The organism is Duganella sp. Leaf126 (assembly GCF_001423125.1).
Classification (GTDB): domain Bacteria; phylum Pseudomonadota; class Gammaproteobacteria; order Burkholderiales; family Burkholderiaceae_D; genus Rugamonas.
In genome coordinates, this window is record NZ_LMNW01000001.1 from 168,950 (window position 1) to 192,769 (window position 23,820).

At 65.8% G+C, this 23,820-nt stretch carries 15 protein-coding genes; 3 read left to right on the forward strand and 12 right to left on the reverse strand.

Going from position 1 to position 23,820, the window contains the following annotated elements; genetic code table 11:
• Window positions 1-110 precede the first annotated feature (110 nt).
• Complete coding sequence (locus ASF61_RS00615; protein ID WP_056150074.1) at window positions 111-1,754, forward strand: methyl-accepting chemotaxis protein; 1,644 nt, start codon at window positions 111-113, stop codon at window positions 1,752-1,754.
• Between the two features lie 515 nt (window positions 1,755-2,269).
• On the opposite strand, the gene ASF61_RS00620 is transcribed toward ASF61_RS00615, so the two are convergent.
• Complete coding sequence (locus ASF61_RS00620) at window positions 2,270-4,237, reverse strand: methyl-accepting chemotaxis protein (protein WP_056150077.1); 1,968 nt, start codon at window positions 4,235-4,237, stop codon at window positions 2,270-2,272.
• Between the two features lie 17 nt (window positions 4,238-4,254).
• Window positions 4,255-5,064, reverse strand: a complete 810-nt coding sequence (locus ASF61_RS00625) for a TorF family putative porin (RefSeq protein WP_056150080.1) — start codon at window positions 5,062-5,064, stop codon at window positions 4,255-4,257.
• A 207-nt stretch (window positions 5,065-5,271) separates the two neighbouring features.
• Between ASF61_RS00625 and ASF61_RS00630 the strand changes: the two genes are divergently transcribed.
• Window positions 5,272-6,198: an ABC transporter substrate-binding protein gene (locus ASF61_RS00630; RefSeq protein WP_056150083.1), complete on the forward strand. Its 927-nt coding sequence runs from the start codon at window positions 5,272-5,274 to the stop codon at window positions 6,196-6,198.
• Between the two features lie 69 nt (window positions 6,199-6,267).
• On the opposite strand, the gene ASF61_RS00635 is transcribed toward ASF61_RS00630, so the two are convergent.
• The 10 genes from ASF61_RS00635 to puuE all read right to left on the reverse strand — a co-directional run bounded on the left by ASF61_RS00635 (window position 6,268) and on the right by puuE (window position 23,243).
• Window positions 6,268-7,368: a S1/P1 nuclease gene (locus ASF61_RS00635; protein WP_056150086.1), complete on the reverse strand. Its 1,101-nt coding sequence runs from the start codon at window positions 7,366-7,368 to the stop codon at window positions 6,268-6,270.
• Window positions 7,365-8,600 carry a phospholipase D-like domain-containing protein gene (locus tag ASF61_RS00640; RefSeq protein ID WP_056150088.1) on the reverse strand — a complete coding sequence of 412 codons (1,236 nt, stop codon included), beginning with the start codon at window positions 8,598-8,600 and terminating at the stop codon, window positions 7,365-7,367. The genes ASF61_RS00635 and ASF61_RS00640 overlap by 4 nt, the downstream gene beginning before the upstream one ends.
• 11 nt (window positions 8,601-8,611) lie before the next feature.
• On the reverse strand, window positions 8,612-10,348 hold the full coding sequence (locus ASF61_RS00645) for a bifunctional UDP-sugar hydrolase/5'-nucleotidase (RefSeq protein WP_200919777.1): 1,737 nt from the start codon (window positions 10,346-10,348) through the stop codon (window positions 8,612-8,614).
• A 155-nt stretch (window positions 10,349-10,503) separates the two neighbouring features.
• On the reverse strand, window positions 10,504-13,947 hold the full coding sequence (locus tag ASF61_RS00650) for a TonB-dependent receptor (protein WP_056150090.1): 3,444 nt from the start codon (window positions 13,945-13,947) through the stop codon (window positions 10,504-10,506).
• Between the two features lie 574 nt (window positions 13,948-14,521).
• On the reverse strand, window positions 14,522-16,012 hold the full coding sequence (locus ASF61_RS00655; protein WP_056150093.1) for an adenosine deaminase: 1,491 nt from the start codon (window positions 16,010-16,012) through the stop codon (window positions 14,522-14,524).
• A gap of 26 nt (window positions 16,013-16,038) precedes the next feature.
• On the reverse strand, window positions 16,039-17,343 hold the full coding sequence (guaD, locus tag ASF61_RS00660) for a guanine deaminase (RefSeq protein ID WP_056150096.1): 1,305 nt from the start codon (window positions 17,341-17,343) through the stop codon (window positions 16,039-16,041).
• A gap of 16 nt (window positions 17,344-17,359) precedes the next feature.
• Complete coding sequence (xdhC, locus tag ASF61_RS00665) at window positions 17,360-18,454, reverse strand: xanthine dehydrogenase accessory protein XdhC (protein WP_056150098.1); 1,095 nt, start codon at window positions 18,452-18,454, stop codon at window positions 17,360-17,362.
• A gap of 1 nt (window position 18,455) precedes the next feature.
• The gene (gene xdhB, locus ASF61_RS00670) at window positions 18,456-20,789 is read right to left on the reverse strand and encodes a xanthine dehydrogenase molybdopterin binding subunit (protein WP_056150101.1); all 2,334 of its coding nucleotides are present in this window, start codon (window positions 20,787-20,789) and stop codon (window positions 18,456-18,458) included.
• Window positions 20,786-22,270, reverse strand: a complete 1,485-nt coding sequence (gene xdhA, locus ASF61_RS00675; protein WP_056151170.1) for a xanthine dehydrogenase small subunit — start codon at window positions 22,268-22,270, stop codon at window positions 20,786-20,788. Before xdhA ends, xdhB begins: the two co-directional genes overlap by 4 nt.
• A gap of 7 nt (window positions 22,271-22,277) precedes the next feature.
• Complete coding sequence (puuE, locus tag ASF61_RS00680) at window positions 22,278-23,243, reverse strand: allantoinase PuuE (RefSeq protein ID WP_056150104.1); 966 nt, start codon at window positions 23,241-23,243, stop codon at window positions 22,278-22,280.
• A gap of 171 nt (window positions 23,244-23,414) precedes the next feature.
• Between puuE and uraH the strand changes: the two genes are divergently transcribed.
• The gene (gene uraH, locus ASF61_RS00685; protein ID WP_056150107.1) at window positions 23,415-23,768 is read left to right on the forward strand and encodes a hydroxyisourate hydrolase; all 354 of its coding nucleotides are present in this window, start codon (window positions 23,415-23,417) and stop codon (window positions 23,766-23,768) included.
• Window positions 23,769-23,820 lie beyond the last annotated feature (52 nt).

A 23,820-nucleotide genomic window follows, 5' to 3' on the forward strand; every position in this document is an offset into this window, starting at 1 on the left:
ACGTACGATCGCTGCCATACTCTTGCATGTCCCCGCCCCGACGTGCACCTCCCTTACGCAATACGCCGGCCCCAAGTCCCGCCGCTGTTCATCTTTACAGGAGCAGCACCATGAAACTCAGTCATATCAACATCGGCCCCCGCCTGATCGCCGCCTTCAGCATCATCCTTGCCATGCTGCTGGCCGTCTCGGTGCTGGGCGTGACCCGCATGGCCGCCATCCAGCAATCGATGGTTGAGATCACCAAGGGCAATAACGTCGAAGCGAGCATGGCGTCCGCCATGCGGCTGGCCGTGGACGACCGCATGATCGCCCTGCGCAATATCGTGCTGCTGCAGGACCCGGCAGAAATGCAGGCCCAGGCCGACCGCATCCGCCAGCAGGGGGCCGATTACGCCAGCGCCGCACAAAAGCTGCACCAGACCTTTGCCGTGTACGGCATCCTTCCCGAAGAGACCGCGATCCTGGAAAACATCGACGCCCAGGCCGCGGCAGCGGCGCCGCTGATGGAAAAAGTCCAGGCCCTGGGCCTGGCAAACAACAACGCCGAAGCCACCCGCATCCTGGTGCACGAACTGCGCACGGTGCAGCGCAAATGGCAGGATAGCCTGTTAGCACTGGTCGCCAGCGAAAATCGCCAGAACGAGGAAGCCACCGTCAAGGCTGACGCAACCTACACCTTGGCGCACAATCTGACCATCGGCATCAGCGCGCTGGCGATCGCCGCCGGCCTGGTGGTGGCCCTGCTGATCACGCGCAGCATTACCGCGCCGATCCAGCGCGCTGTGGCCATCGCCCGCACGGTGGCGGCTGGCGACCTGACCAGCGACATCGTGGTCCAGGGCCGCGACGAAACCGCGCTGCTGCTCGCCGCGCTCCAGGCCATGAATACCAGCCTGCAGCAGATCGTCGGCCAGGTACGCGCCGGGACCGAGACCATGCAGACTGCCGCGCAGGAAATCGCCGGCGGCAATCTCGACCTGTCCTCGCGCACCGAGCAGCAGGCCGGCTCGCTCGAAGAGACCGCGTCCTCGATGGAAGAACTGACGTCCACCGTCAAGCAGAACGACGACAATGCCCGCCAGGCCAACAGCCTGGCCGCCAGCGCCGCCGACCTGGCCGGCAAGGGCGGCACAGTGATCGCCAATGTGGTGCAGACCATGGAAACGATAAACGACTCGTCAAAGAAGATCGTCGACATCATCAGCGTGATCGACGGCATCGCGTTCCAGACCAATATCCTGGCGCTCAATGCCGCCGTGGAGGCGGCGCGCGCCGGCGAACAGGGTCGCGGCTTTGCCGTGGTGGCTTCCGAAGTGCGCAACCTGGCCCACCGCAGCGCGGCTGCGGCAAAGGAGATCAAGACCCTGATCGACGATTCCGTGACCAAGGTCGGTGCCGGCGCCGTACTGGTCGACCAGGCCGGCGCCACCATGAGCGACGTGGTGGACAGCGTGCGCCGCGTGCGCGACGTGATCGGCGAGATCGCCGCCGCCAGCCGCGAACAGAGCATGGGGATCGAGCAGGTGAACCAGGCCATCATCGAGATGGACGGCGTGACCCAGCAAAATGCCGCGCTGGTCGAACAATCGGCCGCCGCCGCCGCCGCGATGCAGGAGCAGGCGCATGAACTGGCGGACATGGTGGGCAAATTCGTGCTGGCGTCGCCCGCGGCAGCCCACGCAGCACGCGCGGCCACGCCGGCCGTCGGCACGCGGCGGGCCGAGCACGCCGGTTTGCGCCTCGCAGCCTGAAACAGCAGACCTTGAACAGGCGGGGTCCAACGCTTCCGGCCGATGCTGCCGCGACCGGCCCGGGGCGCACAGGCACTGCTCCTGGCATGCCAGGGGCAGTGGCGCCGCCATCGGTACAGGTGCAGAACCGGAACTGCCAGAGCTACCGGAGTGCACACCGGCACGGGTACTGTCACGCAGCCGCCTTTCGTTCCGGCTGCCGGCTGCCGATAGTCGGTAGCCGGTAGTAGCGACGCTAGCGGCGCCTGAGCGCCGGCGCCGTAGCCGGTGCGGCGTGGGCTGCGCCGGCTACCTCCGCTTGCAGGCACGCGGCAAGCACCACCAGCGCTGTCATCGCTGCGCCATCGCCTGGCCGCAGTGCCAGCGACGCTAGCGGCGCCTGAGCGCCGGCGCAATGGCCGCTGCAGCGCGGGCTGCGCCGGCTACCTCCGCTTGCAGGCACGCGGCAAGCGCCACCGGCGCTGTCATCGCGGCGCCATCGCCTGGCCGCAGTGCCAGCAGCGATGCCAGCGACGCTAGCGCAGCCTGAGCGCCGGCGCGGCAGCCGGTGCAGGCCGGGCTGCGCCGCGATCGAGCTTGAACACGCTCACCGCCTGCGCCAGGTTGGCGGCCTGCTCCTGCAGGCTTTCTGCAGCGGCAGCGGCCTGCTCCACCAGCGCGGCGTTCTGCTGCGTGACGCCATCCATCTGCACCACGGCCTGGTTGACCTGGGCGATGCCTTCGCTCTGTTCGGCCGTGGCCACCGTGATCTCGCTCATGATCTCGGTCACGCGGCGCACGCTGGACACGACGTCGTCCATGGTGCTGCCCGCCTCGTCCACGAGCCGCGTACCGGCGGCCACCTTGCCCACCGAGTCGTCGATCAGCACCTTGATTTCCTTGGCTGCCGCCGCGCTGCGCTGGGCCAGGTTGCGTACCTCGGACGCGACGACTGCAAAGCCGCGTCCCTGCTCGCCCGCGCGTGCCGCTTCCACGGCGGCGTTGAGCGCCAGGATATTGGTCTGGAACGCGATGCCGTCGATGACGCTGGTGATCTCGACGATCTTGTTCGACGACGCATTGATGGACGCCATGGTGGACACCACCTGCGCCACCACCGCGCCGCTCTTTTGTGCCACGGTCGAGGCGGAATCGGCCAGGTGATTGGCCTGGCGCGCATTCTCGGCGTTTTCGCGCACGGTGGACGTCAGCTCCTCGATCGAGGCGGCGGTTTCCTCGAGTGCGCTGGCCTGCTGCTCGGTACGCGCCGACAGGTCGGTATTGCCGTGCGAGATTTCGGCGCTGCCGCGCGCGACGTTTTCGGCGCTGGCGCTGACCTGCACCAGCACGTCGTGGATATTGCCGACGAACTGGTTGAAGCCGCTGCCGATCATCGCCAGCTCGTCGTTGCCGCGCACGTCCAGCTTGACGCTGAGATCGGCATCACCGCTCGACAGCGCCGTCATCCTGGCACCGAGCGCGCGCAGCGGCGCGGTCAGGCGGAACACCACGCCGATCAGGATCAGCGCCGTGGCGACCGCGCACACCAGCGAGACGATCAGCGTGTAGAGCAGCAGTTCGCGCGCTGGCGCCGTCGCCACGCTTTTCGGGAAGGTCAGCTGGACCGCCCACGGCGCCGATTGCGGATGGATGAACAGCGGCTGCAGCAGGTGGATCGAGCCGTTCTCCTCGTACTCGTAGGACTGGCCCTGGCGCACGCGCTCGAGGCCTGCCGCCGGAATGTCGTCGGCCTTCTTGCCCAGCTTTTCGGGGACCGGGTTGCTGGCGTACAGGCCGCCGTTGGAAACCAGGCTCAGTTTGGCGCCCTCGATGGTTTTCAGTTCGGCCAGGATGGTAGCGAGCCGCGTGAGCATGAAGTCGGCGCTGGCCACGCCCTGGAACCGGCCGTCGATCATGATCGGCGCCACCAGCGACGCCATCAGCGTGGGCTTGCCGTCGACCGGATAGTTATAGGGCTCGGTGAAAAACACCTTGCCGCTGCGCTTGGGGATGTCGTACCAGTCGTTGGCGCCGGGCGCGGCATCGAACACGATCGGTTCCACCTTGAGGGCGCCGCCCGCGCCGCGCGTCCAGTACGGCATGAAGCGCCCGCTGGCGTCGTAATACGGCAGCTTGCCGGCAAACTCGGCGTCCTTACCGTCGAGCGCATTCGGTTCCCAGGTGACGGCTGCACCGATCAGGTCATCGGAACCGGTGAGCGTCGCTTTCACCAGTTCGTTGATCTGCTCGCGCGCCAGCGGCAGGTTGGCCGTGCGGGTGCCGCGCATGGCGCCGGCCAGGTTGACGATGGCCGACAGGTTGGTGGCAATGCGGGCCTGCAGCACGCCCGACACTTCGCGCGCCGAGGTGCGCGCCAGGTCCATGGCAGCCGCCTCCGCGCTGGCGCTGCTGCGGATACCGGTGACGGTGGCGGTAATGGCCAGGCTGACCACCACCAGCGCGGTGGCGGCGGCGCAGATCTTGCCGTTCAGGGAGAGGTTCATGGATGTCCGTAAAAAAGTCAGAAGGTGCGCTGCAGTGCGACCACGAAAGTGCCGGTGGCCGGATCGGAAGTTTCGATGACGCCGGCGCGATTCGGTACGCCGGTGGTGTAGCGGTCGTAGGCATCGGTGGCGCCGTGGGCGCGGGTGTAGGCGGCCGACAGCGTCCAGCCGGGCGCCAGCAGCTTGGTCACGCCCGCGCGGTAGTCGCGCCAGTTCCAGTAGCTGTTGTTGGCCACCCGGCCCTGCCCCGCGTGCAGCTGCACGGTGTAACCATCGCCCAGTTCCAGGTTGGCGCCGAGGTCCAGGTAGCCGGTGCCGCGCGCATGCTCGATGCCGAAAAATTCGCGGCTGACCGTGTAATTGTATTTGACGTACGCCCAGCGGTAGCTCAGGCCCAGCGCCACTTCGGTGTAATCGTAGGTGGTGTCGGTGGCGGCAATGTGCGCGCCCGGATACTTGTACACGTACACGCCGACGCTGTAGCCGAGCGCGTCGTCGCTGCCGGTCTTGCCGCTGTAGGTGCCGTACAGGTCCCACTCGACCGTGCCGTCTTCCACGTAGCGGTCGCTGATGGTGGAGAGCCAGGTGCCGAACGCGAAACCGCCCGGCCCCGCGTAATCGACGCCGCCCTGCAACGCCGGCTTGCCCCAGGTCTGGCGAAAGCCGCGCGAGATGTATTGCGACGTGGCGGTGACGTTGGCGCTCCAGGGCGCCGCTTCTACCGCCACAGCTTGCTGGGCGCACGCAGGCACGCACAGCGCCGCCACTGCTGCCGCCAGCGCCGATCGGACGGCCGCAAGCGACCGGACATAACTACGGAACGCCATGGATACCTCCTGTTCAGATGCACGCGCTCTTGCAAAAGCAGGAGTGTCGTCCCTAGCATACGCAGTAGCAATGCCCGAAGTCAACATCGGCTGCCCCGCAACGCGGCTTCCGTTGTAAAGACGACGAGGCCGCCCGTCGCGGCACACAAGCGCGTTGGCAAGGCGCGGCGCTGCGTGGCACACTGCGGGTTTTCGCAGGTTCCACCCATGCAGCATCACGACACCGAAGGCAGGCGCATACCCTGGCGGCAGATGCTGGCCGCCGGTCTGCTGGTGGCCGGTCTGCGCGCGCCAGCCGTCGCCGTGGCAGCACCGACAATATTGACCTATCCGCTCACCAGTGAAGGCGTGGACAGCCGCTACGACTACGACTGGGCGGTGCTGCGCCTGGCGCTCGAGAAGTCGGGCGCGAAAGCGGGAGAATTCGCGGTACAGCGCTCGTCGGTGGCCATGGCGCCGCCGCGCGTGCTGCACGAAATGCGCGCCCGCGCCGGCAAGGTCAATGTGTTCGTGCGCGCCACCTCACCCGAGCTGGAACGCGAGTTCCTGCCGGTACGCCTGCCCGTCGATCGCGGCCTGCTGGGGTACCGGCTGCTGCTGATCCGCGCCGCCGACCAGCCCCGCTTTGCGCAGGTGCGCACTGCGGCCGACCTGGCGCAGCTGCGCGCCGGGATGGGCCAGGGCTGGACCGATATCGCCGTCCTGCGCGCGGCCGGCATCCCGGTGGTCGAAGGCAGCAGCTACACGGGCCTGTTTTCGATGCTGGACGCGCACCGCTTCGATTTCTTCCTGCGCTCGATCGACGAAGCATCGCGCGAGATCGAGGAACGGCAGGAGGAATATCCACGCATGGCGGTCGAGCAAACGCTGCTGGTGCAGTATCCGCTGGCACGCTATTTTTTCGTGCGCCGCGACGAGCAGGGCAAGCTGCTGGCCGCCCGCATCGAAGCGGGCATGGAAACCATGATCCGCGACGGCTCGCTCGCCACCCTGTTCCAGCGCTACAAGGGTGACCTGCTGCGCAAGGCCCGCCTGGGCCAGCGCCACCTGATCCGCCTGACCAACCCGCAACTGGGGCCGGAGACGCCGCTGGCGCGCAAGGAATTGTGGTTCGATCCGCTCACCGGTAAATGATCGCCGACGCCAGCGATCCGCGCGGCAGCGCAGCGCTCAGCAACGCCGGCGCCGGCGCGCGCCGCGCCCTCAGGGCCAGATCGCCTTGAGCACGGCCGCCAGCTGGTAACCGCCCTGGGTCAGCTGCTGCCTGGCGATGGCCGAACTGGGAACCGGGTAGTAGTCGGGCATCGCCAGCGCCCACACGGTATAGGTTTCGCCCGCGCCTTGACCGGTTGATTTGGCGGTCTGCCGGCTGGCCGCGCCCACTGTCACGTCGGCATACGCCACCTTGGCCATGGCCAGCGACTGGTCGGCCCACTGGTAAGGCCAGCTGGCAACGTCGCCCGTGGCCAGCGCCACTGCCGGCTTGTCGGCGATCACCAGGCTGGCGAACTGCGCGGGCGTGCGGGCGCCGATGCGGCGGAACGCATAATTGACCACCGTGGTGTCCCAGTACGAATGGAACGGTCGCGTGGTTTGCGGCGCACGCTGTGCAGCAACCGTGGCAGCGGCAGGGCTGGCGTCCTCCTGCGCGGCAGCCGGGATCAGCTTGTTGCCGCTGGCCGTGAGTTTGGCTTCGTCGAGCAGCAGGTTGTTGCCGCCGCGCGCGTCGAACGCTTCGCCGGCGTCGAGCTGCGCCTGGGTCGGCACGACGAACTTGCCATCCTTGCCGACAAAGCCGGCGCCCACGTGCAGCGGCTGGGCGATGTCGCCGGCCAGGTGGGTCAGGATCAGCAGCGCCTGGCGCGGCGTGAAGCGGTGCGGATTGCTGGCCGCATCGGCCTTGCCCTGCAGGACCGCGATGCATTGTTTGGCCGTCTGCACGATGTCGTCGTCGGCCGTGCCCACGTCATGGTCGTGGTAGTGCGGCAGCTGGAACGGCACGTCGGTGTAGTGGTACTCGCCATGCTTGGGATTGGCGGCCACGTAGGCCACCATCTCGTCGGTTTGCGGGCCGCAGTAGGTGCCCTTCACGCAGTCGGCCCAGGTGGCCACTTTTTCCAGGCTCTCGCCCGGCTGCAGCAGCGCCCGCACGTGCTGTTCGGCGTTGCTGCCCTTGAGCAGCTGGTCGGCGATCGCCCCCACCGCGCGGTGACCGTCGTTGCCCCAGGCCTGGGCGTTGAACGAGGCGAAGGCGCCCGACAGCGCCAGCATCAGCGCCAGGTGTTTTTTCGTAAGATAGCTCATTCTGCCTGGCCCTTGACTGGTTTCGGATACTGCTTGGTGATATTGAGCGGCTGCGCATACGGCGAAGTCCAGATCTGCTCCTGGGTGGCGGCCAGGCGTTCGGCCATTTTCTCGTTGCGCATCACCACCTCGAAATTGCGCGACAGGTCCATGTAGCCGCCGGCCCAGTTGCTGGTGCCGACCCAGGCGATCTGGTTGTCGATCACCATGGTCTTGCTGTGGATGACGCGCGCAAACGGAATGAAGCCGCTCGACGCCATCGGCAGCGTCACCACGCGCACCTCGACGTTGGGCAGCACGGCCAGGCTTTTCAGGTAGGCCTGCGCCGGCATTTCCAGGTTCCAGTTCGACACCATCAGCCTGACCTTGACGCCGCGGTTGGCGGCGGCGCGCAGGGCGTTGTCGATCACCGCATAGTATGGGCGGGTGCCGTTGGGACCATAGCTGAGCGGGGCGTAATCGAGCAGCTGCACCCGCACCTCGGTCTTGGCGTCGGCCAGCAGCTTGGGCAAACCGGTCTCCGAGTCACCGATGCCACGCGTGTTGTACTTGTTCGGGCTGGCCAGCAGATAGGCCTGCTGGCAGTAGTCGGCAGCGACCACCTTCTTGTTCAGTTCCGGCACCTTGCCGCCCTTGGCCAGCACGCCCTGGGCGCGCCAGTCCTGGTTGAACACGGCCAGCACTTCGCCGACGATGGCCGCATCGGTGATGCGCACGCCCGTTTCGTGGATATGCTCGAACGAGCGCCAGTCGAAATTCTGGCTGCCGATAAAGGCCTGCTTGCCGTCGACCACGAGGTACTTGGCGTGGATGATGCCGTTGCCGGTCAGCTTGCTGAAGTCGAGCAGGCGCAACTCCAGATTGGGGATCGCTTTCAGGCGCTCGATGGTGGCGGCCTCGGACAGGCCCACGCCCTTCTGGTCGAGCAGGAAGCGGATTTTGACGCCGCGCGCGCCGGCGGCGGCCAGCCGTTCGAACACTTTTTCAAACGCGCTGCCAGGCTTGGTGACGGCGTAGAACTGGCCGATCACGATTTCCTTGCTGGCGCTGTCGAACAGTTCGCTCCATACGGCGACCGGATCGCGCAGGTCGGGATTGCGCAGCACCGTTTCGGCCGGTGCCGTCTGTACCAGTTCGAAGCCGGGGATGGAAAACTCGGCGCGGGCCGAGGGGCTGACAATAGCGGTGGCCAGCAGCGCTGGCACGAGGACGGACAATACTATTCGACGCATCGGTAATGCTCCTAAGGGACGCGCTGGTAGCGCTGTTGTGGACGCGCGGCGCCGGCCGGTTTGCCGGCCTGCTCGCGCCTGACCAGGTAATCGTTGAAGGCATCGATATCGCGGATGCCGGTCTGGGCGCGATTGCGGCCATTGGCGAACATTGGGAAGCCGTCGCCGCCTTCGGCCAGGAAGTTATTGGCGATCACGCGGTACGACGTCTCCCGCTCGATCGGTTTGCCATGCAGCTTGACGCTGCCCGGCACCACCTTGCTGCCGTCGCCGCGCCGCGCATCCCACTGGTAGGTGAAGCCGTCCGACACCTGCAGCAGGCCGCGCGTTTCCTCGCGCCCGCCGCTCCACTGCTGTTCGAGCAGGTCGAGAATTTGCCAGCCCTTAAGGTTCATCACCACCAGCGTATTCCCGAACGGTAGCACCATGCGGGTCTGGCCCAGGCTGGCGCGGCCGTTGTCGGTGTCGAGGTCCTGGCGCATGCCGCCATTGTTCATGAAGCCGATCTGCGCGCCATACGGACGCCCAGCCTGCAGCACCGAATCGGCGACCAGGTCGCCCAGCGCGGACTCGCCGCTGTCGTTGGTGGTGCGCACCACGCCGGGGACGGCCAGCCGCGCCACCGGCTGCGCCAGCACTGCCGCGCTGCGCGCGCGCACGGTGTCGAGGTAGGCCGCCAGCTGCGCGTCGCGCGGCCATTTGCCGGGCACCATCACCTCCTGGCGCGCGCGGATATCGGTCACGGCATTGGTCGCGGTATCGACCGTGAGGGCGATGCGGCCCAGCACGTGGCCGCCCATGTCGGACTGGGTGACGGTGCGGCCATCGACCTGGCACAGATAACCCTTGTGCGAATGGCCGCTGACCACCAGCCGCACGGCCGGGTCGAGCCGCTTGACGATGTCGGTCACGGGGCCGGTCAGCTGGCTGCAATCGGGCTGGTCGAATTTTTCCGGGGTGTGGCCGCCCTGGTGTACCAGCGCCACGAACACGCCCACGCCCTGCTTGCGCAGTGCCGGCAGCTGGCGGTTGATGGCGTCCGCTTCGTCGATGAATTCGAGACCGGCAATGCCCGAAGCCAGCGCCTGTTCGCCGGTATTGCGCAGCACCGTGCCGATGAAGGCCACCTTGACGCCGTGGGCGGTCTCGATTTTATAGGCCGGCAGCACCGGCTGGCGGGTGGCGGTGTCGATCACGTTGGCGGCCAGGTAGGCGAACCTGGCGCCACCGAAGTCGGGCGCGTACTGGCAGGCCTTGTCGGCACGCGGCGACTTGCAGCCGCCGTTCTGCTGGCGCAGCAGCTCGACGCGGCCGGCGTCGAATTCGTGGTTGCCCACCGAGCTGGCGCGCAGGCCCAGCAGGTTCATCGCGCCGATGGTGGGCTCGTCGGCCCACATCGACGAGATGGCGGGACTGGCGCCCACCAGGTCGCCGGCGCCGACCAGCAGCAGTTCCGGGTCCTCGCGGCGCCACGCCTGCAGCGCTGCGCCCAGGGTATCGATGCCACCCGCTGCGATGGTACGCGCCCCGCCGCCGCTGACGCTGTCCCACACGTACTTGCTCGGTTCGAGATTGCCGTGGAAATCGTTGAGGGTGACCAGCTGCACCTGGACCAGGTGGGGCGAAGCATTGGCGGTGGCGCCAGCGGTGTTGCCAGAAATGGCGGAAGACGTCGGCGTGGCGGTGGTGCAGGCTGCGAGCGAGCCGGCCAGCGCCAGCGCGGCCAGAGGACGAAGGGTAAAAGTCATTGCAGTCCAGGCGAATCGGAAGCGATTATTGTACCGCGCAGGCGCGCCCATGCAAGCGCCCGGCGGCCGCTGGAATAATACGTTACAAAGCAGCGCGCAAAAAAACGGCCGGTGTCGCCACCGGCCGTCTCGGGTATCAAGCGCTTATGACGAACTTAGAATTCGTACTTCACCGTGGCCTGGATGGCCCACTGCGATTCGCCCTTCACCTGGCGTACGTCCAGGGTTTCGACGTCGCGCACGCGGTACATATAGCGGCCCTGGGCATCGATACCGGCAAAGTCCACGAACGAACGGGCTTGCGCGCCGCCGGACTGGAAGCCCACTTCGTTGATGCGGCCCCATTTCTTGTTGAGCAGGTTGCCGACGTTGAAGATATCGAGCGTGAACGACGCCTTGTGCTTGCTGAAGAAGCCAGGCATTTCCTGCGACAGGCGCATGTCGAAGCTGTTGGTCCATGGCGAGAAATCGGTGTTACGACCGACCACGCCACCGGCTGCTTGCTTGAGCGCCTTGTTGCCGTTGACCACACTCCAGAACTTGGTTTCATTGGCGTTGCTGGTCGCAGTGTCGCCCACGAACACCACCTGGCCCGAACCTGGCGCCGACGGGATGAACATCAGGTCGTTGCCGGCGATGCCGTCGCCGTTCAGGTCGTTGTTGACGGTCCAGCTGTATGGCTTGCCGCTGCGACCTTCATAGAACAGGCCGAAGGTGGTCTTGTATTCGCCGAACAGACGCTTCTGGAAGTTGACCAGGGCGTTGATGCGATCCTTCACCAGGTAGCTCGAGTTGGCGCTGACTTCCTCGTTCGGGTTGAACACCGAGCGACCGCTGAAGTTCGAGCTCGACGTGGACGACGTCAGTGCCGACACCTCGCGCGCTTCGGTGTAGGTGTACGCCAGCGACCACTGGAAGCCGCTGGTCATCGGACGGCTCAGGGTCACGGTGGCCAGGTTGCTGCCACCCTTGTCGGTGTTGGTTGCGACCAGCACGTTGTTGTAGGCGGCGTTGCTGCCGGCCTTGGTGCGGGCAGGCACGGAGCCGCCGCAGACGGTGCCGGAGTTAACCAGGGTGCCATCGGCGTTCCAGCAACGCGAATCGTAACCGGCGGCGGTGTAATACAGCTCGCGGCCATCGGTGCCGATCTTGGTTGGCGCGCCCAGGTTGCGGTTCTGGTAGTAGATGCCGTCCTTGTTCTTGACCTTCAGGTATTCGAGGCCGAGCACCATGCCATACCATGGCAGTTCCGCTTCCAGCGCGATGTTCGACTTGAATACCGACGGCTGCTTCAGGCCAGGCGCCAGCGCATCGATATTGACCTGGGCGACGGTGTTGCCGTTCGGCAGAGTCGTCGGCTGGTTATTGACGTCCGGCGTGAAGATGCCGACGGTTGCCGAGCAAGGCGCGGTCGACGAACCGCAGCTGATGCTGCGGGTGGCCACGCCCGGATTCGAAAACGGATTCGACAGCCATACCGTGGCAGCCGCACCCTGGAACAGGCCGGCGCCACCGCGCAGCTGCATCTTGCGCGGCGAATCGAAGGTGTAGTTGAAGCCGGCGCGCGGCTGCCACACTTTCTGGCCGTCGAAAGTGGTCTGGTTGTCGATGCCGAAGCCGCCGGTCTGGCGGTTGCCGGTAGCGGCGGTAGCAGCGATCACCGGCTGGGCCACGGCATCGTTGCGCAATGGACGATCGCCGACACGGGTTTCGTCCAGGCGCACACCGTAGCTGACGGTCAGGCGGTCGTTGACGGTCCAGGTGTCCTGGATGAAGGCGCCGTAGTTCTTCATGGCGAAGTTCGACACCGCGTCGTCGAGCGAGAAGCCCGGGTTGGTGGTTTGCAGCGTGTACGACGATGGACGGCCGAGGCGGAAGTTTTCCAGCACGGCTTGCGCACGCTGTTCGTAGCTGAGGTTGCTGCAGCTCGAGATCGCACCCGGGGTCACGCCGCTGACACTGGTGTACGACCAGTTGTTGACGCAGGCGAAGGTGTAGTTGCCCCAGATGTTTTGCAGGAAGGCGTTGTAAATCTTGTTGCGGGCATAGTCGCCGCCGAACTTGACCTCGTGATCGCCGAGCGACCAGTTGGCGCCGACGTAACCGTCGAGGGTCTTGGTGCCCAGGATGTTACGCTGACGGCTGTTGTCGGTCCCAAACGACAGCGTGCGGCTGGTGGTCGGCACGCTCGCTGGCGTACCGGTCGGGTTGGCGCCGGTGAACGACAGGTTAATCAGCGGCAGCTGGGAATTGAGCGTCGGCACGCTGTCGTACTCGCGGTTCGACAGCTTGACTTCGGTCGAGAAGGTCGGGGTCCAGTCGGCGGTCCACTGGCCCACCATGGTCTTGATTTCCTTGCCTTGCGAATACCACTCGGAATTGAGCGACAGGCCGCTGGCCTGGGTGCCGGTGAATTGCGGCTCCGACTGCTTGGTCTTCGAGTAGCGGAACATGGCGCGGTGGTTGTCGTTGATGTTCCAGTCGACCTTGACCAGGTAATCGTCCACCGTCAGCTGCGAACCCGACGTCATCGTCGTGTCGCCGGCATTGATGCCGTAGGTATTCTTGGCGATGTCGGTGGCGCCGGCAATCGCTGCCGGCGAGATGCCGACGTTGGTCAGCGCGCTGCCCAGGGGACCGAACGCCGGCGCCGAACGGGTCGATTCCAGCTTTTCGTAGGCGGCGAACATGAACAGCTTGTCTTCGATCAGCGGGAAGCCGACCGTGGCACCTTTCGTGGTTTCCTTGAACGGCGCCGGCTTGTAGTAGGTGTCGGTGGCGTTGTTGTACCGGTCGCCGACCAGGCTGTCGTTACGGAACACGTAGTACACATTGCCTTTGACGGTGTTGGTGCCGGACTTGGTGACGGCATTGATGTTACCGCCGGTGTAGCCCTTCTGGGTCACGTCGTAGTTGGCGACGTTGACCTGCACCGACTGGATCGCTTCGATCGAAATCGGCTGCTTGGCGGTCGGGCTGCCGTTCGACTCGAGGCCGAAAGTGTCGTTGACGGCCACGCCGTCGATGGTGAGCGAGTTATACCGCGAGTTCTGGCCGGCCACGGACAGTTCGCCGCGTTCCTTGTCGGTCTGCGACACGCGCGGATCGCTGCGTGCATAGTCTTGCAGGTTGCGGTTGATCGAACCCTGGATCGCCAGTTCGGTCGCGCTGATGCTGGTGCCCGAGCCCATGGCGGTGCGCGAGAACTTGTCCGAGCGGCCGGAGGCGCCAGCCACCGTCACCACCTGCATCTGCGCGCCCAGGGTCGCGTCCACGGTGGCGGTTTCCGCCAGCTGGGTGAACACGTTTTCGCGCTTTTCTTCGACGCCATCCTTGGAGATGATGATCGTGTACGGGCCACCGGTACGCAGACCGCGCTGCACGTAGCGGCCGTCGGCATCGGTCACGACCTTGGAGCTGGTGCCGGACTCGACGTGGACGATGGTAACGGTCGCGCCAGCGGCAGGCTTGCCATCACCAGCTGAAATACGACCGCCGATCGCCGACGTCGTGTTTTGAGCCATGGCCGGAACCGTCGCGAGCGCGATAGACAGGCTGAACGCGAGTTGCGTCAGCTTGAGCCGTTTATGATTGATCATTGTATAACCCCAAAAAAGACTAATTATTGTGTCGAAGCCCGCTGGTGGCAGGCCTCTCCCTCTTACGTTTGCTGCAACTGGTCAGACCGTCCGAGTCGCCCGGCACAAAAGTGCAGCGGGTGAGTGTAGCGGCGAAATATGTCAGGGCTGTGACTGGAATAAGCGTGAGGCAAACAGAAAACTTGCCTTTTTGGATCGTTCGATCCGACTATGCATTAACCAAAAATCGCTGACAAATACGTTTTACCTTTGTTATTCAGATCAAAAAACTATAAATGCGCGGAAAAAGTGCGTACGTTCTCGGCGCTAAAAATGGGCTCGGCAAAAACAGGCGAAATTATAAGTCAGCCATTCTTGCGTGAAATCTTTTCAATGCAGGCGGCGAGAATGCAGCGCGAAGTTGGGGGGATTTTGTAGCTTGTAGGCCACAGTTGGCGAACATGCCAACGTCAGCAGGCGGGGCAAGCAGCAAGACGGCGCTGCTGCCAGGTGGGGTGATGGTCGGTCGAAAATATTGGAAAGCCCGGCGCGGATGTGGGCATTGCACCACACATCCGCCCAGTCATGGCCGGCGTCAGCGTCGGGTGATCGGCTGCGCCCTGGCGATAGCCGCTTCAAATTGCATGAATTTGCCGTCTAAAGCTTTTAACAGGCGTTGTTTATCTGCATCAGCAAGGAAGGCATAGCGGATGCTGTCGTACGACAGCTTTTTCACTTCGTTGTAGCTCGGCTGATAACGCGCCGCGTACAGCACGTATTCGCCGGACAGGTTGTTGCGCGATACGCCGGCGTCGTCCGTGCTGAGCACGAACGGCACGCCGTATTTGCGGAACAGCGTGACCGGGTGTTCCTGGTCCTTGATGCCGAGGATGAAGTCGTTGCTGCTCAGGTTGACCTCGACCGGGATGTTCCGATCGTGCATTTCTTTCATGATGGCCAGCGGATCGCGCTCGTGCGCGATATCCATGCCGTGACCGATGCGGCTGGCGCCTGCCACGTCGAGCGCATCCTTGATATGGAATTTCAAACCTTCCGGTTCCACCATGCCCAGCGACAGTTCGCCGGCGTGCAGCGCCAGTTTCACGGCCGGATACCTGGTTTTCAGGAAGCGGTACATTTTCATGTGCAGCGCATAATCGCGCATCGACACGTGGGTGCTTTCCTGGCCGACGATGTTGACGCCGACAATCATCGGGCTCGCGGTGGCCAGCTTGAAGCTCGACACCATCTGCGAAAACACCTGCGACGGCGTCAAAAAGCGCAGTGCAAACGGCTGGTAGCGCAGCGTGAAATCCTGGTCGTCGATGCCGGCGCCCGATGTCTTCACGTTGTCGAGGTAGGCGGCGATCCAGCCGTTAAAGGCCTGGTCGCCTTCGAGTTTGCCCATGTAGGCGGCCAGGTCGGCATCGGTCACGGTGCCGGCGCGCGCCTTGTCGTCGAAGCCGGCATCCTGGGCGATCGGCGCGATCTCGAAGATGGTTTCGATGTAGCTCAGGTTCTCGTCGATGGCGCGGCGTTTCAGCGTCTGCAAGCCTTCGGCCGTGTTGGTGGACGCCACCGCGTTGAAGTAGCCGAAGGTGTCGAAGAACTGGCGGTCGGGCGGATTCTGGATGGCGCCATGGTTGTGGTAATCCTTGTCGGACCAGCGCTGCAGCAGGTTCGACAGGAAGGTATTGTCCTGCAGGCTGTCCTCGCCCGACAGGCACACCCGTTCGGCCAGCGGCTTGGCGCGTTCGGCCTTGGCAACCGCCTGATCGACATTGATGGTGTAACCGGCCTTGTTGACGCAAAAGCCCTGCTTGTCCACCCAGCGCAGGTACTGCTCTGCGTACAGCGCACCGGAATAATGGTGATGCAGGTCGCCGCCCTTGGGCATCATGGTGAGGAACATGGTCAGCTCGGCCAGCTTCGGCTGCTTCGCCGTCACCATCGATGCGAACACCCTGCTGGTGACCGCTTCATTGCCGGCAGCGGAGGCGGCCAGCGCGGTCAGCGGTGCTGCGCACAGCGTGGCGGCAGCAAGCGCAATGGCCAGAAGCCGGGGACGGAGGTCGTGTTTCTGCATGGTGCTTCCCGATCAAAATGGGTGAATCAAGTGCGGGCGTAAACCTGGCGCCCGCCCGAGTAGGTGGCGGCGATGGCGCGGTCGTCGCCGAGCAGCGCCAGCGCGAACAGCTGCTCTTCCAGGCTGGCGATGCTGCGCGCGCGGCGCGCCAGCAGCGGCGTTGCGTGCGGATCGACGACGATGAAGTCGGCCTCGGCGCCGGGGACGAAATTGCCGATCGTGCCCTCGAGCTGCATGGCGCGCGCCGCACCGAGCGTGGCCAGGTAAAACATGCGCAACGCCGGCAGGTGGCTGCCCTTCAAGCGCGCTACTTTATAGGCTTCATTCATGGTTTGCAACATCGAGAACGACGTGCCGCCGCCCACGTCGGTGGCCAGCGAGACCAGCATGCGCGCCTGGTCGGCCCGCTCGAAGTCGAACAGGCCGCTGCCGAGGAACAGGTTGGACGTGGGACAAATCGCGGCAGCCGCGCCGGTGTCGGCCATGCGCTGGCGGTCGGTATCGTCGAGCCAGATGCAGTGGCCATACATGGCGCGCGGGCGCAGCATGCCGTAGCGGTCGTAGACATCGATATAGCTGCGCGACTGCGGGAACAGCTGGCGCACCCACGCGCATTCGGCAGCGTTTTCCGATACGTGGGTCTGGATGTAGGTGTCCGGATATGCGCGCGCCAGCTCGCCGGCCAGCTGCAGCTGCTCATGGGTGGACGTGGGCGCAAAGCGCGGCGTGATCGCGTATTGCGACCGTCCGCGGTTGTGCCAGCGCCCGATCAGCGCTTCGGTGTCGCGCGCGCCGCCTTCGGCGGTATCGCGCAGGAACTCGGGGCAATTGCGGTCCATCAGCACCTTGCCGGCCACCATGCGCAGGCCGCGCGCTTGGCTGGCGGTGAAGAATGCGTCCACCGATTGCGGGTGTACGGAGCAATACACCATGGCGGTGGTGGTGCCGCAGCGCAGCAGCTCGTCGAGGAAGAATTCGGCCACGCCGGCGGCATGGGCCGGGTCGTCGAAGCCGCGCTCCACCGGGAAGGTGTAGGTCTCGAGCCATGGCAGCAAGCCTTCCGACGGCGATGCGATCATGTCGGTCTGCGGGTAATGGATATGGGTGTCGATAAAGCCGGGCATCAGGAGCTTGCCGCGGTAGTCGTGCACCGTGACGCCCGGCGCCAGCGTGGCGTGCAGGGCGGCGTAGTCGCCGGCTGCCTCTACCTTGCCGTCGGCGACGATCAGCAGGCCATCGTCGTGCCAGACGTGCGCGTTGTCGCTGAAGGCCGGATCGGCGAGAAAGTGCAGCAAGCTGCCACGGTAGGCTTGCAGGTCGGTGGTGGACATAAGGGGCTTTCTGAAATTAGGGTGTGACGGTGGTGCCAGGTCGATGCCGATGGTGTTGTTGGTGCTGCCGGCGCTGCTGGTCCTGTGCCTCCCAGACCATCAGCAACTGCGCGCAGACGGAGGCGGCAATGGCGGCGGGCAGCTTGCTGGTGATGCCGGGCAGCCCGATCGGGCAGACCATGGCGGCGATGCGCTGCGGTGCAATGCCGCGCGCGCCCAGGCGCCGCTCGAATTGTACCCGTTTCGTGGCCGAGCCGATCAGGCCGAACCAGCCCACGTGGGCACGCGCCAGGATGGCCTCGGCCAGGCGCTGGTCGAGCGCATGGCTGTGGGTCAGCACCAAGTAGCTGGCGCCCGCCGGCGCTGCCGCCACCAGCGCCTCCGGCGTGTCGGTCGCCTCCACGGTCACATTGGCCGGCACGCCGTCCGGGAACATGTCTTCGCGCTCGTCGATCCAGCTGACCGTGCACGACAGATCGCCAAGCACGCGCACGATGGCCGCGCCGACGTGACCGGCACCGAACAGCAGCAGGTGCGCGCGCGGCGCCGGACAGGCGTCGAGCAGCCAGCGGCGGCCGGCGGCATCGCGGACGATGGCGGTGGCGGTGGCGGTGGCGGTGGCGGTGGCGGTGGCGGTGGCGGTGATGCTGCCATCGGTGGCGCTGCCGGTGGCGCCGTGCACCACGGGCGCCGCCCCCTGCCCGGCCAGCACGCGGCCATCAGCGTCAAGCAGCAGCGTTGCCGCCGCGCCGTCGATGGCGCTGGCGCGCCAGCTGTCGTCGCGGGTGCGGGTCCGCAGCACCGCGAGCACGTCGCGCAGCGCCCCGTCCACCACCTCGAACGCCAGGTGCACCACGCCGCCGCAGCATTGGCCCAGCGTGGGACCGAGGGCGTAGCGTTCCACCCGGGGCGCGGCGGCAGTAGGATCGGCCAGCATGGCGCGCGCCAGGTCTACCGCGCACAGTTCGAGGTGGCCGCCACCGATGGTATCGAAGGCGGCGGTGCGCGTGACCAGCATCCTGGCCCCGGCCTCGCGCGGGCCCGAGCCTTCGACCATGGCCACTGTCACCAGCACTGCCGGTTCCGCCACCGCTGTCAGCCACGCAGCCATGTCAGGCGCCTAGTTCCACGATGGACACCGCGCGCAGGATTTCCTCGCTGGTGGCCGGCGCATTGAGCGGTGGGCTGACCCGGTGCCCGCCCACGCTGGAAATGGCGTCGCGGATGGCGAAGAACACCGAGAACGGCAGCAGCAGCGGTGGTTCGCCCACGGCTTTCGAGCGGTGGATGCTGTCCTCGACGTTGTCGTTGCGGTAGAGCGTCACGCGCAGATCGTCGGGACAGTCGGAGATGCCGGGAATCTTGTACGTCGATGGCGCGTGCGTCATCAGCTTGCCGGCATCGTTCCACCACAGCTGCTCGGTGGTGAGCCAGCCCATGCCCTGGATGAACGCCCCTTCCACCTGGCCGATGTCGATCGCCGGATTGAGCGAGCGGCCGGCGTCGTACAGCGCATCGGCGCGCAGCAGCTTCCATTCGCCGGTCAGCGTGTCGACCACCACTTCGGACACCGCCGCGCCGTAGGCATAGTACGAGAACGGATGACCGCTCATGGTTTTCGGGTCCCAGTGCAGGCCCGGCGTGGCGTAAAAACCGTCGGACCACAGCTGCACCCGCGCCAGGTAAGCCTTTTGCACCAGTTCCGGGAACGGCACCACGTGGCCGTTGACATGCACGGCGTCGTCGAAAAAGCGCACCGGCTGGCCATCGTCGGCGCCGTACAGCTTGATGGCGTGGGCCGTCAGCCGTTCGCGGATCTGGCGTGCCGCATCCTGCGCCGCCTTGCCATTGAGGTCGGCGCCGGTGGACGCCGCAGTGGCCGACGTGTTAGATACCTTGCCGGTATCGGTAGCGGTCACGCGCAGCTTGTCGAGCGAGACGCCCAGCTCGTGCGCGACCACCTGCATCACCTTGGTGTGGATGCCCTGCCCCATCTCGGTGCCGCCGTGGTTGACCAGCACCGAACCATCGACATACACGTGCACCAGCGCGCCGGCCTGGTTCAGGTGGGTGACGTTGAAGGCGATGCCGAATTTGACCGGCGTGAGCGCCAGGCCTTTTTTCAGGACGGGACTGGCCTGGTTGAAGGCGTCGATGGCGGTGCGGCGGGCGCGGTAGTCGCTGCTGCGTTCCAGCTCGGTGGTCAATGCATCGATCACGTTGTCGACGATCTCCTGGCCGTAGGGGGTGATGTTGCGGTCGCTGATGCCGTAAAAATTCAGGCGCCGGATATCGAGCGCGTCGCGCCCGAGCTTGCGGGCGATATCGTCGATGATGTATTCGATCGCAATCGCCCCTTGTGGGCCGCCGAAACCGCGGAACGCGGTATTGGACTGGGTATTGGTCTTGCCGCAGCCGGCCAGGATCTCCACGTCCGACAGATAATAGGTGTTGTCGAAGTGGCAGACCGCGCGCGTGGCCACGGGGCCGGACAGATCGGCCGAGTAGCCGGCGCGCAGCGTCATGTCCACCTTGGCGGCCAGGATCTTGCCGCTGTCGTCATAGCCGACTTCGTACTCGTAATAGAAGCAGTGGCGCTTGCCGGTGACCAGCATGTCGTCGTCGCGGTCGGCGCGCAGCTTGACCGGGCGTTTCAGCCGGGCCGCTGCAATGCCGGCCGCGGCCGCCCACAGCGCCGACTGCGATTCCTTGCCGCCGAAGCCGCCACCCATGCGGCGGCACTCGACCCGCACCTTGTGCGAGTGCACGCCGAGCGCATGCGCCACGACGTGCTGCATTTCGCTCGGGTGCTGGGTCGAGCATTGCACCAGCATGCCCTGGTCTTCCTGCGGGATCGCGTAGGCGATCTGGCCCTCCAGGTAAAACTGTTCCTGGCCGCCGACGAACAACTTACCCTTCACCACGTGCGGCGCCAGGTCGAAGGCGGTACGGAAGTCGCCCCGTGTCAGGCGCATAGTCGGCAGCACGTACGATTGCGCGGCTTTTGCATCCTGCGGCGTCAGGATGGCCGGCAGTACCTGGTAGTCGATCACGGCGCAGCGGGCGGCGCGGCGGGCATTGTCGTGGGTATCGGCCACCACGATGAAGATCGGCTGGCCCACGTACAGCACTTCGCCGGCGGACAAAATCGGATCGTCGTGGATGATCGGACCGCAGTCGTTGGTGCCGACGATGTCGGCGGCCGTGAGCACGGCCACCACCCCGTTTGATGCGCGCACCGGCGCCAGGTCGATGCCGGTGATGCTGGCGTGGGCCCTGGCGGACAAGCCCAGCGCCGCGTGCAGCGTGCCTTGCAGTTCCGGGATGTCATCGGTGTAGGTGGCCTGGCCCAGCACGTGCAGCTCGGCCGATTCGTGCGGACGCGCGATGCCGACGGCCTGCCAGCTGCCATGATCCTGTGCGTGCGGTGCAGCGGTCGGGTTCATGCGGACTCCCTGGCGTTATCGAAGGCAAAAGCATTCACCTGCGTGTTGGCGAGCGGCGCGTCGGGCCGCGTCTCGAGCCAGAATCGGCGCAGCAGGTTTTGCGCGGCCTGCATGCGGTACGTGCTGGAAGCGCGCATGTCGGACAGCGGTGAAAAATCCTGCGCCAGCTGGTCCATCGCCACGCGCAGGTTGGCCTCGTTCCAGCGCAGGCCGGTCAGCGAACTTTCCGCGCGCGGCGCGCGGCGCGGCGTGGCAGCCATGCCGCCGTAGGCGATACGGGCCTCGACGATATGCTCGCCGTCGAAGGTGAACGCAAACGCCGCGCACACGGCCGAGATGTCCTGGTCGAAGCGCTTGGCCAGCTTGTACGTGCGGAAGCGGACGTTTTCGCGCGGCAGCGGCACCCGTACGGCGACGACAATTTCGTCGGGCCGCAGATCCTTTTTCTGGTAGTCGAGGTAGAACGCTTCGAGCGGCAGCACACGCTGGCCGGCCTGCCCTTGCAGTACCACCGCGCTGCCGACGGCGATCAGCCACGGCATCGAGTCGCCAATCGGCGAACCGTTGGCGACGTTGCCGCCCAGGGTGCCGGCGTGACGGATCGGCAGCGAGGCGAAGCGCTGACGCAGTTCGCCGAGCTGGCTCGGATACAGTCCGCACAGCGCGTTGTAGGCGTCTTCCAGCGACACGCCGGCGCCGATGTCGAGCATGTCGTCGCGCTCGGCCACGGTCTGCAGCGCAGTCACGTGGCCGAGGTAGATGATGTCGCCCAGCGCGCGCAGCTGCTTGGTCACCCACAGGCCGATATCGGTGGAGCCGGCCAGCAGCGTGGCCTGCGGATGGGCAGCGCGCAGCGCCACCAGTTCGTCGACCGTGCGCGGTGCATAAAAGGTCTGGCCGTGGGCGCTGTAGCTGCTGCCGGCCTCGCGCTGCAAGGCCTGCAGCTGGCGCGTGAGCGCGGCGCGGTCGAAAGCGACGGCCGGCAGCGCCGTCATGCGGTGGGCGGCGTCGATGATGGGACGGTAGCCGGTGCAGCGGCACAGGTTGCCGGACAGGCAGTCGTCGATCTCGCGCCGCTGCGCCGGCTGGCCATCCTTGGCCAGGTACATGCCCCACAGCGACATCACGAAACCGGGCGTACAGAAGCCGCACTGCGAACCATGGCAATCGACCATGGCCTGCTGCACCGGGTGCAGCGCACCGTCGGGCTGCTGCAGGTCTTCGACCGTAAACAGCGCCTTGCCGTCCAGCGTGGGGGCGAACTGGATGCAGGCATTGACCGCCTTCATGGCGAGCTGGCCGTCGGCGTTCAGGCTGCCGACCACCATCGTGCAGGCGCCGCAATCGCCTTCGGCGCAGCCTTCCTTGGTACCGGTGCAGTGCAGGTCTTCGCGCAGGTGCTGGAGCACGGTACGCGTGGGCGCGCCGCCGGCAAATTCGCGCACGGCGCCACGGAAGTAAAAGCGGATCGGTTCGGACATCGTGACCTCAGGCGGCAGTGGGGTGAACATGGGGATGGACAGCGCGCCAGTGGTTGGCGATATCGATGCGGCGCGTGATCCACACCTGCTCGTGGCCCTGCACGTAATCGAGGAAGCGCGCCAGCGCTGCCAGCCGCGCCGGCCGGCCCACGATGCGGCAGTGCAGGCCGATCGACAGCATCTTCGGTGCATTCAGGCCGGCCGGGTCGCCCTCGGCGTACAGCACGTCGAACGCGTCTTTCAGGTAATCGAAGAACTGCGTGCCGGAATTGAAACCCTGGGCGGCCGCAAAGCGCATGTCGTTGGTATCGAGTGTGTAGGGCACGATCAGCTGCGGCGCGGTCGCCGGCAGACCGTCGGCGCCCGTGTAGCTCACCTGCTGCCAGAACGGCAGGTCGTCGCCGTAGTGGTCGGCGTCGTAGGCGAAGCCGCCGTGCTCCATCACCAGGCGCCGCGTGTGGGGCGAGTCGCGGCCCGTGTACCAGCCCTGCGGCGCACTGCCGGTCAGTTCGCGCAGGATCTCCACCGCTTCCTTCATGTGGGCGCGCTCGGTGGCTTCATCGATCTGCTGGTAGCTGATCCAGCGCAGGCCGTGGCAGGCGATCTCGTGGCCCAGCGACTGGAACGCCGCCACCGCCTCCGGGTGGCGCTTGAGCGCCATCGCCACGCCGAACACGGTCAGCGGCAGCTGGCGGTCCTCGAACAGGCGCAGTATGCGCCACAGGCCCGCACGCGAACCGTATTCGTACAACGACTCCATGCTCATGTGGCGGTCGGCGAACGCGGCGGCGCCGATGATCTCCGATAAAAAGGTCTCCGAGCCGGCGTCTCCGTGCAGCACGCTGTTCTCGCCGCCCTCCTCGTAATTGAGCACGAATTGCAGCGCCACCCGCGCGCCGCCGGGCCAGCGGGCATGCGGCGGCGTGCGGCCGTAGCCGACCAGGTCACGCGGGTAATTGTCGTAGGTGCTCATGGTTGTAGGCGAAATCGTGGCAAGGATGGTGAAATGGCGGCAAGGACCCGGACAAAGCACGGGGCATGGGCAATATATCCTGAATCATATAGGCGTCGGCGCACGCCGGTATATGATTTACCCGATAGCCGCTCGTCATACACCGATATAGGACCAACAGGACACACCGCCATGGGCAAACTCAGCACGCATGTACTCGATATCAGCCAGGGCAAGCCTGGCGCCGGGGTCAATGTCGCCCTCTACGCGGTCAGCGACGAGGGCCGCACCCTGCTGACCACCGACGTCACCAACGCCGACGGCCGCTGCGCCACGCCGCTGCTGGCCGGCGACCAGCTCAAGGCCGGCAAATACGAGCTGGTGTTCGCCGCCGGCGACTATTTCGCTGCGCAAGGCGTGCCACTGCCCGAGCCGCGCTTCATCGACCAGGTAACGATTGCCTTCGGCGTGGCGGACGCCGAGCAGAATTACCACGTGCCGCTGGTGGTCTCGCCGTGGGCTTACTCCACCTACCGCGGCAGCTAGGGAACCTCGCATAAACCTACTGCGCGGCCCGCTATCGCCGCTGCGTTGCTCA